13 protein-coding genes are annotated in these 14527 nt (G+C 63.6%); 11 read left to right on the forward strand and 2 right to left on the reverse strand.

What is annotated here, in order from left to right:
• Positions 1–14: 14 nt before the first annotated feature.
• Positions 15–608 (forward strand): SCO family protein, encoded by a 594-nt coding sequence (locus BW991_RS11085; protein WP_076602171.1) that lies wholly within the window; start codon positions 15–17, stop codon positions 606–608.
• Between the two features lie 139 nt (positions 609–747).
• Here BW991_RS11085 and rpoH read toward each other — a convergent pair whose 3' ends face one another.
• On the reverse strand, positions 748–1596 hold the full coding sequence (gene rpoH / locus BW991_RS11090) for an RNA polymerase sigma factor RpoH (RefSeq protein WP_076602172.1): 849 nt from the start codon (positions 1594–1596) through the stop codon (positions 748–750).
• A 388-nt stretch (positions 1597–1984) separates the two neighbouring features.
• On the opposite strand from rpoH, the gene BW991_RS11095 reads away from it, so the two are divergent.
• Positions 1985–3139 carry a porin gene (locus BW991_RS11095; RefSeq protein WP_076602173.1) on the forward strand — a complete coding sequence of 385 codons (1155 nt, stop codon included), beginning with the start codon at positions 1985–1987 and terminating at the stop codon, positions 3137–3139.
• A 320-nt stretch (positions 3140–3459) separates the two neighbouring features.
• Positions 3460–4560, forward strand: coding sequence for a porin (locus BW991_RS11100; protein WP_076602174.1), 1101 nt, complete (start codon positions 3460–3462; stop codon positions 4558–4560).
• Between the two features lie 102 nt (positions 4561–4662).
• Here BW991_RS11100 and BW991_RS23670 read toward each other — a convergent pair whose 3' ends face one another.
• Positions 4663–5361 carry an N-acyl amino acid synthase FeeM domain-containing protein gene (locus tag BW991_RS23670; protein WP_139335920.1) on the reverse strand — a complete coding sequence of 233 codons (699 nt, stop codon included), beginning with the start codon at positions 5359–5361 and terminating at the stop codon, positions 4663–4665.
• A 262-nt stretch (positions 5362–5623) separates the two neighbouring features.
• Between BW991_RS23670 and BW991_RS11110 the strand changes: the two genes are divergently transcribed.
• From BW991_RS11110 to BW991_RS11145, 8 genes are all read left to right on the forward strand, one after another.
• A complete protein-coding gene (locus BW991_RS11110; protein WP_076602175.1) occupies positions 5624–6256 on the forward strand; it encodes an XrtA/PEP-CTERM system exopolysaccharide export protein in 633 nt (210 codons plus the stop codon).
• Positions 6257–6317: 61 nt separating this feature from the next.
• On the forward strand, positions 6318–7862 hold the full coding sequence (locus tag BW991_RS11115; protein ID WP_076602176.1) for an XrtA system polysaccharide chain length determinant: 1545 nt from the start codon (positions 6318–6320) through the stop codon (positions 7860–7862).
• A 22-nt stretch (positions 7863–7884) separates the two neighbouring features.
• Positions 7885–8883: an XrtA-associated tyrosine autokinase gene (locus tag BW991_RS11120; RefSeq protein ID WP_076602177.1), complete on the forward strand. Its 999-nt coding sequence runs from the start codon at positions 7885–7887 to the stop codon at positions 8881–8883.
• Complete coding sequence (locus BW991_RS11125; RefSeq protein WP_076602178.1) at positions 8849–10390, forward strand: TIGR03016 family PEP-CTERM system-associated outer membrane protein; 1542 nt, start codon at positions 8849–8851, stop codon at positions 10388–10390. Before BW991_RS11120 ends, BW991_RS11125 begins: the two co-directional genes overlap by 35 nt.
• Positions 10391–10401: 11 nt before the next feature.
• Entirely contained in the window at positions 10402–11484 is a 1083-nt protein-coding gene (locus BW991_RS11130) for an XrtA/PEP-CTERM system-associated ATPase (protein ID WP_076602179.1), read from the forward strand.
• 55 nt (positions 11485–11539) lie between these two features.
• Entirely contained in the window at positions 11540–12628 is a 1089-nt protein-coding gene (gene wecB / locus BW991_RS11135) for a non-hydrolyzing UDP-N-acetylglucosamine 2-epimerase (protein ID WP_244551667.1), read from the forward strand.
• A 1-nt stretch (position 12629) separates the two neighbouring features.
• The gene (locus BW991_RS11140; RefSeq protein ID WP_076602181.1) at positions 12630–13466 is read left to right on the forward strand and encodes an XrtA system polysaccharide deacetylase; all 837 of its coding nucleotides are present in this window, start codon (positions 12630–12632) and stop codon (positions 13464–13466) included.
• Positions 13467–13489: 23 nt separating this feature from the next.
• Positions 13490–14527: a FemAB family XrtA/PEP-CTERM system-associated protein gene (locus BW991_RS11145; protein WP_076602182.1), complete on the forward strand. Its 1038-nt coding sequence runs from the start codon at positions 13490–13492 to the stop codon at positions 14525–14527.

Consider the following 14527-nt stretch of genomic DNA (forward strand, 5'->3'; position numbering starts at 1 on the left):
CGGTCCCAGGAAAGATGCTCCGCGCCCTGATCGTCGCCGCAACGCTCGCAGTCGCCACCCTCGCAGCCTGCTCCAACCCCTCCGCCACGACCGCCTTCCGCGCCACCGACATCACCGGTGCCGACTACGGCAAGGGACTCGCGCTGTCCGACCACAACGGCACGCAGCGCACGCTGGCCGATTTTCGCGGCAAGGTCGTCACGCTGTTCTTCGGCTATACGCAGTGCCCGGACGTGTGTCCGACGAATCTTGCGACAATGGCCGAGGTCATGCGCCAGCTCGGCCCCGACGCGGAGCGCCTGCAGGTCCTGTTCGTTACCGTGGACCCCGAGCGCGACACGCAGCAACTCCTCGCGCAATACATCCCCGTGTTCGACCCGCGCTTCATCGCGCTGCGCGGCGACGCGGTCCAGACCGCCGCGGTCGCCAAGGAATTCCGCGTCTTCTTCCAGAAGAGCGGCGACACGTCCGGCAACAGCTACACCGTCGATCACTCCACGGGAACCTACGTCTTCGATCCCGCGGGGCGTGTGCGCCTCTACGTGAAGCACGGCGAAACCGCCGACAACATCGTCGCGGATATCCGCAGCCTGCTGGCCGGGAAATGAAAACGGCAGCCTGAAGCTGCCGTTATTGGCTCAACGTTCAAGTACATCCGCTCGCCCTGAGCTTGTCGAAGGGCAATGGCCGGGCTTCGACGGGCTCAGCCCGAACGGTGTTTCGGCGCGATTAATAGTTCCGGGTCCCTCAGGCCGTGAGCAGTCCGCGCATCTTCTGCATCGCCTTCGCCTCGATCTGGCGGATACGCTCGGCGGACACGCCGTACTCCGCCGCGAGTTCGTGCAGGGTCGCGCTGTCGCCTTCCGTCAGCCAGCGCCGCTGCACGATGGTGCGGCTGCGCTCGTCGAGGCTCGCGAGCGCGTTGTGCAATCCCACGTCCTGCAGGTGGGCAAGCTCGGCGCGCTCCAGCACTTCCGACGGTTCCGCATGCGGGTCCGGCAGGTAGGCGATGGGCGCGAAGCGCTCGTCATCGTCGTCGTTGTCGCCCTCGAGCGGGATGTCGCGCCCGCTCAGGCGTGTTTCCATCTCGACGACCTCCTCGGGCTTCACCCCCAGCTGCATCGCCACCGCGTGGATCTCGTCGCCGCTCAGGGTCGTCGAATCCTGCTTCAGGCTGCGCAGGTTGAAGAACAGCTTGCGTTGCGCCTTCGTTGTCGCGATCTTCACCAGGCGCCAGTTCTTCAGCACGTACTCGTGGATTTCGGCCTTGATCCAGTGGATCGCGAACGACACCAGGCGCACGCCGCGCGCCGGGTCGAAACGCTTCACCGCCTTCATCAGGCCGATGTTGCCTTCCTGGATCAGGTCGGCATGCGGCAAGCCGTAGCCGAGGTAGCCGCGCGCGATGGCGACGACCAGGCGCAGGTGCGACATCACCAGACGTCGCGCCGCCTCCACGTCGCCATCGTCGCGCAGACGCGTCGCCAGCTCGACCTCTTCACGTTCCGTGAGCATCGGAATGCGATTGACCGACTGGATGTACTGATCGATGCTGCCGACCGCGGACGGGGCGGGGAAGGACAGGGCTTGGCTCATGTACGGTAATCCTCCATGCGCGTGATATTAGCACTCAGCGACTCGGAGTGCTAAGGGAGGAAAAGAGTTCCCTGTGCGGTGCACCGACTATGCCGTCCACGTGAAATTCCCCCCGCGAGCCATCCTGGCCGGATGGTCGCTCGTCCGAAAACGGCGCCAGGCATGGGCTTCCGGGCGTTGCAGTGGTTGGTCCGGCAAGTACAGGTGGCTGAACGATCGGGCGCCTGTTGCACCCATGCAACAACTTTTATCCATTTGCGGTGTTCCGTGCGAACGATTCTTGCACCGCAGCCGGCCCGTTGAGCACAATCGTGGCAACTTCTCGCTTGAGAGGTAAGTCGGGCCGGGGTCACGACCGCGGCTTCAGCTTCAATTAGAGGAGAAATACATGCAAAAGAAACTGATCGCCCTGGCCATCGCTGGCCTGGCGTCCGCTCCGGTTTTCGCGCAGACCAACGTGACCGTGTATGGCGTCGTTGATGCGACCGTGGAGTCGGTCAAGGCGACCGGCGGCGATTCGATCGATTTTGATCGTCGTACCCGCGTCACGTCGAACAGCTCGCTGATCGGCTTCCGTGGCACCGAGGACCTGGGCAATGGCCTGAAGGCCCTGTTCCAGATCGAAAGCGGCTTCCAGGCGGACGGGTCGGGTACCAGCACGCTGGCGACCCGCGACACCTTCGTCGGCCTGAACGGTGGCTTCGGTACGCTGCAACTCGGCAAGCTGACCACGATCATGCGTGCTGCCGGCGCCAAGGTTGACTTCAACCCGGCCGCTACCGGTATCGGCTTCCAGGCCGCTACCTACGGCACGATCGGTGGCGTTGCTCTGACCGGTATCGACGAGCGTATCAACAACGCCGTGATGTACACGACCCCGAACTTCAGCGGTCTGACGGCTCAGCTGGCTTACTCGGCTGGCGAAAACCGCAAGTCGCCCGATATCAACGGCGGCGAAGGCGTCAATGCTCAGTCGTACCAGCTGGCTGCTGCCTACGACAACGGCCCGCTGTACGTTTCGGCCGGTTATGCCGTGTCGAAAGATCCCCTGGCTGCGGCCTCGGTGTTCGGCCTGGCGAACAACAACAACATCAGCGACAAGCTGAAGGATGCCCGTATCGCCGCGAAGTACACCTTCCCGTCGAACACGTCGGTGTCGGCTCTGTACGATCGTGCGAAGTACGAAGCTTCGAGCGCCGTCCTTGGCGACACCGAAGTCAAGCGCAACGCGTGGATGGTCGGTGCCGAGCAGAAGTTCGGTGGCAACCAGGCGGTCTATCTCCAGTACGCTCGTTCGCAGGAGCTGGACGGCGACGCATGCGACTTCGATGCTTGCGACAACACCGAGTTCTCGCAGTGGACCCTGGGCTACACCTACGCTCTGAGCAAGCGCACGATGGTCAAGGCGTACTACACCCGCCTGAACAACGACAGCGCCTCGGCTGCGGACTTCTACCTGAGCAAGATCGGTTCCTCGAGCACGCCGATTGGCGACGGCCAGGATCCGCGTGGCTTCGGCGTCGGCCTGCGTCACACCTTCTAATTCCGGTTCTTTCGGAATTGGTCAAAACGGGCGCTTCGGCGCCCGTTTTTACGTCTACGCTCCCGTGTTTGTGCGGGCGCCGGGTCATGCCGAGGAGGCTGTTTCGCCGTGTTCCGGCATGTCCGATCTCCGCTGCGTTCGTGTTGTTGCAACGATACGACAGTTGCGTGACGAACCGATGCGCTTTCGCTTCCTTCCATTGTGTGCACACCTATAATCGCCCGGTGCCTCCGCCGCGGCTGCGGGTCCCTACCCGGGTTCCGGACCAGCCTTGTTGCGGATGCCGACAATTAATCCATTACAAGTGGGGAGTCGAATCAATGCTGAACGTCAAGACGCTGGCCATCGCGCTGGCCGCCATCGGTGTCGCCGGCGCCGCTCAGGCGCAAACGAACGTGACCGTTTACGGTCGCGTGAATACCTCGCTGGAACAGACCAAGATCCAGGGCGAGAAGAGCGTCACTCAAGTAGTCAATAACTCGTCCCGTATCGGCTTCCGCGGCAACGAGGATCTGGGTAACGGCATGTCCGCGCTGTTCCAGGTCGAAAGCGGCTTCCGTTCCGACTCCGGCGGCGGCAATCTCGCCAGCCGTGATACCTTCGTCGGCCTGAAGAGCAACCTGGGTACCGTCAAGCTGGGCTACATCACCAGCCCGCTGTACTACGCGACGCACGACTACCTGGGGATGCACAACCACGACACCGGCAACTCGTCGGATGCCTTCCTGTGGTATCAGGCGTTCGATCCGGACAACTTCTTCGTTCGCAACTCCGTCAGCTACGCCAGCCCGACGTTCGGTGGCGGCTTCACCTTCGAGGCCCAGTATTCGGCCCTGAACGAGCAGGCGACCGACACCGCGACGCGCAACGACCGCCCGACGCACTACTCGGCCACGCTGAGCTACGACAACGGTCCGCTGCACGTCGGCTTCGGCTACGCGCAGACGAACCGCTTCTACAACTTCGACGACGGCAAGAGCAAGGACAGCATGCTTGCGCTGGCCGCCGTGTATGACTTCAAGGCGGTTGTTGTGGGCGCTCTGGCCGAGCGCAACAAGTCGGAGAATGGCGCTCTGCAGGACATCACGGGCCTGACGGGTGATCACGACCGCAATTACTATCGCGTCGCGGTGATGGTGCCGGTCGGTGCCAACGAGTTCCACGTGAACTACGGCGTCGCGCAGGATTGGAGCAGCACCGATGACACCGGTGCCCGGCAGCTCACGCTGGCCTACAACTACAACCTGTCGAAGCGCACCAAGGTCTACGCGCAGTGGACCAAGATCGACAACGACAAGCAGAAGGTGTCGATCGACAACGGCGGCGCGTATGACGGCGGCGGCGCATACAGCTTCCTGTCGGGTACGGGACTGGGCCTGGATAACACCTCGGTCGGCGTCGGCCTGCGTCACAACTTTTGATCCTTCCCGGATCGTGTGACCGCAACGGGCGCTTCGGCGCCCGTTTCATTTTCCGGACGCAGTTCGCGGCGCAGCTATGCCGCCGCCCGGGCCACGCTTCCGTTATGCGTGCGGGCGGTGCAGCGAGTTCAGGACGGTGCGCTGTTCCGACGGTGAGAGGAACAGCTGATACAAGTTTCGGCTGTGCGTTTGAGCGCTGCCGCCGTAGCGCAGGGCTTGCTGTTCGGCATGCGATAGCGGCAGATGCATGAGGACAGCGGGTGCGCCGACGCGGGGGCAGGTGAGATGCGGGCCTGCGATGCGGTAACCCAGCGTGCGACGGTAGTACGAGGTATGGCGCGGGTGTACCTCGATGAAACTGTCGGTCATGCCATGCACGAGGCGGGCGATGATGAAACCGAGGTGGAAGATCGCCGCCATCGCTTCCGCGGTGCTGTGCTCGGGATCCATCGCGAGCCGCGTCACTTCGCACACCTGTCCGCCCTGACGTCGCGTCGAGTCGATCTCCGAGCGGTAGAGGGTATCGGCGAGAAGGCCGCCGCCGACGTCCATGCCCACCGTAAGTGTTCCGAACGGTCGATCGCCCTTGCAGGCAACCAAAGTTGTCTGGATTGGTTGCCCCGTGATTTCGTGCCCCTGGTACGGTGTCAGTCCGCGCCACGAGTACATCCGGTGAATCAGACGGTCGACGTCCGCACGCAGGGGGCCGTGAGCGGGGGCGATCCGCAGATGGTAGCCATTGCGCCGCAGGGCGAACTCCGGGTGGAGGATTTCTCCGCGCAGGCCGCGGCGGGCGTGCATCGGCCCGCTCGGAATGCGTGCGCTCTGCGGGCGCGCTTCATGAATGCTGGCTGCGCTATTCATCGGTTCCGTGAAAATTCTGACGTGTCAATACGCGGCAGGACACTATCTGTCCCGGAGTGTGCGGACTTTAACGGCGAGGCGGTTGAGGTGCTGTAAGCGGTTGTGTAATTGTTCCTGTTGGAACGCACCCGAAGTCACCTAGCATGTGCGAAGGCTCGCTGTGCTTATTCGACGCCGACGAACGTGGGAGACTTCAGTCATGAGTTTCGGTGCATCGAAGTTGGGGGCGCGGATCCGCAATCTGTGTTTGCTGTCGCTGCTCCTCGGGGTGCTGGCCGGTTGCGCCACATCCGCGTATCCGCCGGCGCCGGCCGGTGCCGCAGAAGCTGAATACAATTACGTGATCGGGCCGGGCGATGCTATAAACATCGTTGTGTGGCGGAACCCCGAGCTTTCGATGTCCGTTCCGGTGCGTCCGGACGGGAAGATCACGACTCCGCTGGTCGAAGACCTTCCGGCCTTGGGCAAGGATGCGTCGACCTTGGCCCGCGATATCGAGAAGGCGCTTTCGAAGTTCATCCGCGAGCCGGTCGTCACCGTGATCGTGACGTCCTTCATCGGGCCGTACAGCGAGCAGATCCGCGTCGTGGGTGAAGCGGCGCAACCGCAGACGCTGCCCTATCAGCAGAAGATGACCCTGCTCGACGTGATGATCAAGGTCGGCGGAGTCACCGAATTCGCTGACGGCAACGCCGCGACGATCCTGCGCACGGCCGAGGGGAACAAACAGTACAGCGTCCGCCTGAAGGATCTCGTGAAACGTGGAGATGTTTCCGCCAACGTCGAGATGCGTCCGGGGGACGTCCTGATCATCCCGCAGAGCTGGTTCTGATCCGTTGCGGGGGCGCCCGGTACCCGTGTGGCCCTGATCGCGCGAACTTACAGGTAGATTCATGGAAGAACTCCTGACCCGGTTGTACGGCTACCTGCGCGGAATGTGGCGTTTCCGTTGGTGGGGCCTTGCCGTGACGTGGGTGGTCGGTGTCGTGGGTGGATTTGTGGTGTATTCGATCCCCGACCGCTTCGAGTCTTCTGCCCGCATCTTCGTTGATACGCAGTCTGTTCTGCGCCCCCTGATGTCCGGTCTTGCCGTGCAGCCCAACGTGGATCAGCAAGTGGCGATCCTGAGTCGCACGCTGATCACGCGGCCGAATGTCGAGAAGTTGATCTCCATGGCCGATCTGGATATCACGACACGTACGCCGACCGAGCGTGAATCGTTGATCACGTCCTTGATGAGCGATCTGGAAATTCGCGGTACGGGGCGGGACAACCTATTTACGCTGGCCTATCGCGATAGGGTGCCGGAACGCGCACAGCGGGTCGTACAGGCGCTGGTGTCGCTGTTTGTCGAGTCGGGCCTCGTGGGAAAGCAGCAGGACTCGAGTTCGGCCCGTCGCTTCATTGACGAGCAGATCGGAAACTATGAGGAAAAGCTGACCGAGGCGGAAAATCGGCTCAAGGATTTTCGTTTGCGGAACATGGCCCTGCTTGGCGATGGGGGAAGGGATTACGTCTCGCAGATCGCGGAACTGATGAACCGGCTGAACGATACCGAGCTCGAGCTGAAGGAGGCCGAGAATTCGCGTGGTTCGCTCGAGCGCCAACTGGGGGTCGAGGATCCGATGCTGCGCGCCGATCCGCCGGATCCGTCGATGGTGTCGGTCCCGGATGTGGATGCACGCCTGGCGGTGCTGAAAAAGAATCTGGACGAGATGATGCTGCGCTACACGAACGAGCATCCGGACGTGGTCGGGGTGCGACGGGTCATCGCGCAGCTTGAAACGGAAAAAAAGCAGGAAATTGAAACCATGCGCAAGTCCGGGGGCGGCCAGGGGGCGGCTCCCGGTGCCAATCCCGTTTTCCAGCAACTGAAGATGGCCCTTTCGGAAGCGGACGCCAGGGTGGCGTCACTGCGAGCCCGCCTCGCCGAGTTGAATTCGAGGCTGGCACAGTTGCGCTCGCAGCAGGAATTGTTGCCGAAGATCGAGGCGGAGCAGACCCAGTTGAACCGGGACTATAACGTTCATCGGCAAAATTATGAGTCGCTCGTGCAGCGGCGTGAATCGGCCACCATGTCTGTCGAGATGAGTGCCCAGGGGGGGATTACCGAGTTCCGCGTGATCGATCCGCCCACGCTGCCGCACACGCCGGCTGCGCCCAACCGGCTCTTGTTGATGCCGCTTGCCGGTCTCCTGGCCCTGGCTGCCGGCATCGCCGTGACGTTCCTGATCGCGCAGCTCCGTCCAGCTTTCATCGAGCCCCGTGGCTTGCGTGAAGTGACCGGGCTGCCCGTGCTGGGGGTGATTTCCCTCTTGCCCGATCCTGCCAAGGAAAAGGCCGACCGGCGCCGGATGATGTTGTTCAGCGGGGGGGTCGCGAGTTTCGCCGTTGCGGTCGGGGCGATGACCGTGCTGCTCAAGTGGCTGCAGACGTGAGCCGCATCAGGGAGATCGTTTCATGAGTCTGATCGAAAAAGCGGTCGAACGGCTCGACCAGCTGAAGCGGGCAGAGCAGGAGCTTGCCGGGACGGATACGCCCGTGGAGGCGCGCTCCGTGCAGGAGCCCCATGTTGGCGCAGACCCGGCTGGTGCTGCGGCGACCCCGGAGCCGATGGCTGCGCGCGCACACCAGGCCGGGGGCTCGCGCCCCGATAGCAGCGGGGACGGTGTTGGTGCGGCGAACGCGGTGGTGCTCGATCTCGCTCGACTCAAGCAGCTGGGGATGGTCACTCCCGGTCAGCCGCAATCCGTGATTGCGGAAGAGTATCGGGTCGTGAAGCGCCCGCTGATACGCAACGCTCAAGGGCGGGGCGCTGCGCCGATCGAGAATGGCAATCTGATCATGGTCACGAGTGCGTTGCCGGGAGAAGGCAAGTCGTTCACGGCCATGAATCTCGCGATGAGCATCGCGATGGAGCTCGACAATACGGTGCTGCTCGTGGATGCCGATTTCGCCCGTCCGTCGATCCTGCAGCGCTTGGGGCTTCCCCCGCGCAAGGGGCTCATGGATGTGCTCGTAGGGGATGTGTCGGACCTTGCGGAAGTCATGCTGCGCACGAACGTGGAGAAATTGACGATCCTGCCGGCCGGCATGACGCATCAGCGTTCGACGGAGCTTATCGCGTCGGATGCGATGACGCGCATGCTGGAGGAAATGGCAACGAGGTATGCGGAACGAATCATCGTGTTCGATTCTCCACCCTTGTTGTCCACCACCGAGGCCAGAGTTCTCGCCTCCCACATGGGGCAGGTGGTTGTGGTGGTCGAATCCGGTCGAACGACGCACGGTGCTCTCATGCAGGCCTTGGCCACCATCGAGAATTGCCCGGTGAAGCTCCTCGTCCTGAACAAGGCGACGGAGGGGGGGCGAAGTGGCATTTACGGCTATGGATACGGCTACGGCTACGGATACGGACGGACTCATGGCTCCGACGCGCACCCGGATGCAGTTGCCTGAGCTCAATCCGGTCCTCAAGGCCATTTGCGTCGGATTGGCGTTGGCGGCGATTTCCGCGCCGGATACGGCGGATGCCCAGAGCCTGATACGGCCTTACGTCAGCGCGACGGTGACGTACTCGGACAACGTCGGAGCCGATGCGCGAGGCGGGGACGGCGACCTGAGCCTGGAGGTGGCGCCCGGGGTGTCCGTGCTGCGCAATAGCGGACGCTTGCGGGGCAATCTGAACGCGATGGTGCGCAATATCGCGTACATGAGGGAATCGGATCGCAACGACACCTTCCTGGTGCTCAACGGGCATGGGCAATTCGAAGCGGTGGAAAAGACCTTGTTCATCGACATGGACGCCTCGATGAGCAGGAGTAACCGTTCGGCGTTTTTTGGCCGTGCCGCGGGCGATTCGCAGGATATCTCGAGCGACAACGAAACGCGCATGTTCGGTATCGGACCTCGGTTGAACTTCAGGCTGGGGCCGGAAACGAGCGGCACGGCCAGTTACATGACGCGCTGGATGAGCGGAGGCGGGGGGCTGGGTGACCGCCGGGAATCGGATCTGAACGCGCAGGTCGCTAATCCGGTGCAGTTCGGGCGTATCGGCTGGGGAGTGTCGTACAGCCGTTCGGACAGCGACTCGGGGCGTGCTGGGACGACCGGGAGCTCGTCGGAAGAAAGTGTGCGAGGAACCCTGTTCGTGACGGTGACGCCGCAATTCAGGTTGCGCGGAATCGTCGGCCACGAGCGGAATGATTACGATACCGCCTCCGACGACAGCAGCTCTATCGTGGGGGGCGGCTTCGACTGGAATCCGACTGAGCGCACGACGATTTCGGGTACGACGGAGAAGCGCGTCTTCGGTCGCGGCTACGACTTCCGCTTCAATCACCGCCATGCGCTGTCGAACTGGAATCTTTCGTATTCGCGCGACATTTCCTCCTCGCTCGAATTGCTGGGCGCCGACGTATTCCGGGACCCCGAGTTTCGTCAGCTTTACGATGCGCTCGAGCGCGCGATCCCCGATCCTTTGCTGCGTGAAGCCGTGGTCCGCCGGCTTCTGGGCTACCCGGCTATCGGTGCGCGCGACATGTTCCTGTCGAATGCCCGTTTCTTGACGCGCAACCTGACCGGGAGCGTGTCCCTGATCGGGGTCCGCAACGTGCTGACCTTGTCGCTGCAGCAGTCCGAGCGCAGTCGCCTCGGAGCGGAGGTGACGGGGAACCCGCAAGACGATTTCGCGCGATTGGACAACGTGAAGACGCGCTCTGCGACGGTTGCGCTGAGTCACCGGCTCGCGCCGCAGACATCGCTGAGCGCGAGTCTGACACGCTCGCGCTCGACTGGACGCGGAACAGATGACTCCGAGACCGAACGGACAGCCTTCAGTCTTGCGCTGTCGAAGCAGCTCGGGCCGAACACCACGGGCGGGTTGAGCTACCGCTACCAGCGCTCGGAAGGCTTGAGCGATTTCATCGAGAACGTGATCACGGCCACGATTTCGATGAACTTCTGAGCAGAATTGGAATGTACGAATCCTATTTCCGGCTGCGCGCCAAGCCCTTTCAGCTGAATCCCGATCCCGCGTTCTTCTTCGGCAGCCGCGGGCATAAGCGGGCGATGGCCTACCTGGAATACGGCCTGCACCAGAACGAAGGGTTCATCGTCGTCACTGGCGAGATCGGGGCGGGCAAGACGACGCTGGTGCGCAGCCTGCTCGAGCATCTGGACCCCGACAAGGTGGTCGCGGCGAATCTGGTGAGCACGCAGGTCGACGAGAATGACATCCTGCGCATGGTTGCGGCGGCGTTCAGCGTGCCAAGCCGTGGGCTCGACAAGGCGGGGTTGCTGCTGGCCCTCGAGACCTTCTTCGTGTCCCTCGCCGCGAGGGGCAAGCGTGCGCTGCTGATTGTCGACGAGGCGCAGAATCTGAGCCCGCTGGCGGTGGAAGAACTCCGGATGTTGTCGAACTTCCAGCTCGAAGACCATGCCCTTCTGCAGAGCTTCCTGGTCGGGCAGCCCGAATTCCGCGACATCATGCAGGGGCCGCAGATGCAGCAGCTGCGTCAGCGGGTGATTGCGTCGTATCACCTGGGGCCGATGGATGCAGCCGAAACACGCGCCTATATCGAGCACCGGCTTCACCATGTCGGCTGGCAGAGCAACCCCAGCTTCGACGATGCCGCATTCGCGCTCATCTACGCCAATACGGACGGCATTCCGCGCCGCATCAATTCGCTGTGCGACCGCCTGATGCTTGCAGCCTTCATCGCGGACCGGCACACGATCGTTGAAGCGGACGTGCAGGAGGTGGTGGGTGAATTGAAGGACGAATTCGCCACGCCGCGCCCCCACGCAACGGCGCCCCGAGGGCCCAACGGCAGCGGGCATGCGTCCCATGCCGTGGGCGCGATCGATCCGCGGCGCTTGCAGGTTCCGGGGGCGCTTGCCGACCGCGCGAGCGGGATGGCGGCGAACTTCGACGTGCAGCGCATCGAGGCGCGCATCGCCGGTCTGGAGCAATCGATGGCGGCGACGCTGGACGTGCTGAACCAGCTTCTTCAGGCCGTTCGCCGCGACGACGAAGGCGGGGCGCCCGGTGGGCATTAAGACTTCCCTTCGCCCCGTGATCTGCGTGGTCGGCGCGCGACCGAACTATATGAAAATGGCGCCGATCATCCGGGCTTTCAAGGCGCATGAGCCCGTGGTGCCCGTCCTGCTGGTACACACGGGGCAGCACTACGACGTGGCGATGAGCGACCGCCTGTTCGCGGACCTCGAACTGCCGCCGCCGGACGTGAATCTTGGTGTCGGGTCGGCTAGCCATGCGGTGCAGACGGCGGAGGTGATGAAACGCTTCGAGCCGGTGATTGACGAGCATGGCGCACGGGCGGTCCTCGTGGTAGGGGATGTGAACTCGACGCTCGCCTGCGCGTTGGTCGCGTCGAAGCGGGGAATTCCCGTCGTGCACGTGGAGTCCGGCCTGCGCAGCTACGACCGGACGATGCCGGAGGAGATCAATCGCGTCCTGACCGACCAGATCGCGGACGTTCTCTACACGACGGAGCGCAGCGCCCACGCCAATCTGGTACGCGAGGGGATTGCGCCTGAGCGGGTCGTGTTCGTCGGTAACGTGATGATCGACAGCCTGCTTGCGAACCTGTCGAAGGCGCCTTCGGCGTCCGATCTCATGACGACGGCGGGATTCGGGATGGAGCGGCTGCGGCGGGGATACGGGGTCGTGACGCTGCACCGGCCGTCGAACGTGGATCATCCGGACACGCTCGGGCCGATCGTCGATGCGCTGCGGACGATCAGCAGGCGCCTGCCGCTGGTTTTTGCGCTGCATCCGCGTACTCGCGCGAATCTCGAGCGGTTCGGGATGCTGGACAAACTCGATGCGCCGGGCTTCCTGGTGTTGCCGCCGCAGGGGTATCTGGAAATGCTCGGCCTGATGGCCGGGGCGACGATGGTGCTGACCGATTCGGGCGGGATCCAGGAGGAGACCACCGCGCTGGGCGTGCCCTGCCTGACGATTCGCGAGAATACCGAGCGGCCGATCACGGTGGAGCAAGGAACGAACACGCTGGTGGGAGTCGATCCCGCGGCCTTGCGTGACGCTGCCGACGCGGTGCTCGAGGGCGGCGGCAGGCGCGGTCGCGTGCCGGAGTACTGGGATGGCCGTGCTGCCGAGCGCATCGCCGCCCACCTCGCCGCGTGGTTGAGTGCGCGGGAGTCTTCGGGGGGCGAGTGACATGGGCGAGCGGATCGTCAACGCGCTGACCATAGACGTGGAGGATTACTTCCAGGTATCCGCGCTCGCGCCCCATTTTCCGCGCGCCGAGTGGGAGCAGGTGCCGTGTCGGGTGGAGCGGAACGTGAATCTGATCCTCCAGTTGCTCGACGACCATGACGCACGCGCGACGTTCTTCGTGCTGGGCTGGGTTGCGGAGCGTTACCCCCAACTGGTTCGCCTGATTGTTGCGCAGGGTCACGAGATCGCCAGTCACGGCTACGAGCACGAGCGCGCAAGCGCGCAGCCGCGCGATCGTTTCCTGGCCGACATCGTGCTGGCGAAGGCGGTACTGGAGGATATCGGGGGCGAATCGGTGGCCGGGTATCGCGCGCCGAGTTTTTCCATCGGCAAGGCCAACCTGTGGGCGCACGATTGCATCGCCGAGGCCGGCTATGCCTACAGTTCCAGCGTGTACCCGGTGCAGCACGACCATTACGGCATGCCTGACGCGCCCCGCTTTCCGTACCGGCTGGAAAGCGGATTGCTGGAGGTGCCGGTCACCACGATGCGCTGGATGGGGCGCAACTGGCCGGCCGGCGGCGGGGGCTTCTTCCGGCTGCTGCCCTATGCCGTTTCGCGCTGGCAGATTGCCAAGGTGAATCGCGACGATGCGCGCGCGGCGATCTTCTATTTTCATCCCTGGGAGATCGATCCGGAGCAGCCGCGGGTGAGCAGGGCGTCGATGAAGACGCGATTTCGTCACTACGTGAATCTCGAGCGGACGGAGGGGCGCCTGCGCTGCCTCCTGCGCGACTTCGCCTGGGGGCGTGCCGATCGGGTTTTTGCGGATTTGTGACCCCGCCGGGGAGGGCCAGCGCGATGGACCGTCCGCCCTTGCTGGTCAAGCGCCTCGACGACACCGACCGTCGGCGCTGGGACGCGTTCGTGTACGCGTGCCCCGAGGCGAGCTTCTTTCACCTGGCGGCGTGGCAGGACATCATCCGGGACGTCTTCCGCCACCGGACGCACTTCCTGTACGCCGAACGGGCCGGCGAAATCGTCGCGATCCTGCCGCTGGCCGAGGTGAAGAGCCGGCTCTTCGGGCACGCGCTCGCATCGCTGCCTTTCTGCGCTTACGGCGGCGTGGCGGGGGCCGCCGATGCGGTCGCCGCGCTGGAGGGGGAAGCCGAAAACCTGGCGCGGCGGCTCGGCGTGCAGCATCTGGAATACCGCAACCTGAGAGGGCGGCATGCAGACTGGCCGCATCAGGACTTGTACGTGACTTTCCGCAAGGAGATCGCTCCCGACGACGAGGCCAACCTGTCGGCAATCCCCCGTAAGCAGCGCGCGATGGTGCGCAAGGGGATGCGCAACGGACTGGTCGCGCGGGTCGATGCCGATGTGGAGCGTTTTTTTCCGTTGTATGCCGGGAACGTGCTGCGGCATGGCACGCCGGCGCTGCCGAAGGCCTTTTTTGCGCGACTGCTGCATGAGTTCGGTTCGAACTGCGAGGTGTTGACGGTCACGGATGCGGCGGGCACGCCGATGTCCAGCGTGCTGAGCTTCTATTTCCGCGATGAAGTGCTGCCTTATTACGCCGGCGATGCATCGGCCGCACGTGAGCTGGCTGCGAACGACTTCAAGTACTGGGAGCTGATGCGCCGCGCTGCCAGCCGCGGGGCCACCTTGTTCGACTTCGGTCGCAGCAAGGTCGGCACCGGTCCCTACAGCTTCAAGAAGAACTGGGGCTTCGAGCCGCAACCGCTGGCCTACGAGTATCGCTTGTACAAGCGCGACGCAGTGCCGCAGAACAACCCGATGAATCCGAAGTACCGGACCCTGATCGCCCTGTGGCGACGGCTGCCGCTTCGGGTTGCGAATGCGTTGGGGCCGCATATCGTGCGAAACCTGGGGTGA

Origin of the sequence: Aromatoleum tolulyticum (genome assembly GCF_900156155.1) — a bacterium.
In the GTDB taxonomy this organism is placed as follows: Bacteria; Pseudomonadota; Gammaproteobacteria; order Burkholderiales; family Rhodocyclaceae; genus Aromatoleum; species Aromatoleum tolulyticum.

Bases quoted from the DNA above. Each gene is read 5' to 3' on its own strand.
- wecB (WP_244551667.1), top strand. From the start codon at position 11,540: ATGGCGCCGATCATCCGGGCTTTCAAGGCGCATGAGCCCGTGGTGCCC.
- BW991_RS11145 (WP_076602182.1), top strand. From the start codon at position 13,490: ATGGACCGTCCGCCCTTGCTGGTCAAGCGCCTCGACGACACCGACCGT.
- BW991_RS11125 (WP_076602178.1), top strand. From the start codon at position 8,849: ATGGCTCCGACGCGCACCCGGATGCAGTTGCCTGAGCTCAATCCGGTC.
- BW991_RS11110 (WP_076602175.1), top strand. From the start codon at position 5,624: ATGAGTTTCGGTGCATCGAAGTTGGGGGCGCGGATCCGCAATCTGTGT.
- BW991_RS11085 (WP_076602171.1), top strand. From the start codon at position 15: ATGCTCCGCGCCCTGATCGTCGCCGCAACGCTCGCAGTCGCCACCCTC.
- BW991_RS11095 (WP_076602173.1), top strand. From the start codon at position 1,985: ATGCAAAAGAAACTGATCGCCCTGGCCATCGCTGGCCTGGCGTCCGCT.
- BW991_RS23670 (WP_139335920.1), bottom strand. From the start codon at position 5,361: ATGCACGCCCGCCGCGGCCTGCGCGGAGAAATCCTCCACCCGGAGTTC.
- BW991_RS11115 (WP_076602176.1), top strand. From the start codon at position 6,318: ATGGAAGAACTCCTGACCCGGTTGTACGGCTACCTGCGCGGAATGTGG.
- BW991_RS11130 (WP_076602179.1), top strand. From the start codon at position 10,402: ATGTACGAATCCTATTTCCGGCTGCGCGCCAAGCCCTTTCAGCTGAAT.
- BW991_RS11120 (WP_076602177.1), top strand. From the start codon at position 7,885: ATGAGTCTGATCGAAAAAGCGGTCGAACGGCTCGACCAGCTGAAGCGG.
- rpoH (WP_076602172.1), bottom strand. From the start codon at position 1,596: ATGAGCCAAGCCCTGTCCTTCCCCGCCCCGTCCGCGGTCGGCAGCATC.
- BW991_RS11140 (WP_076602181.1), top strand. From the start codon at position 12,630: ATGGGCGAGCGGATCGTCAACGCGCTGACCATAGACGTGGAGGATTAC.
- BW991_RS11100 (WP_076602174.1), top strand. From the start codon at position 3,460: ATGCTGAACGTCAAGACGCTGGCCATCGCGCTGGCCGCCATCGGTGTC.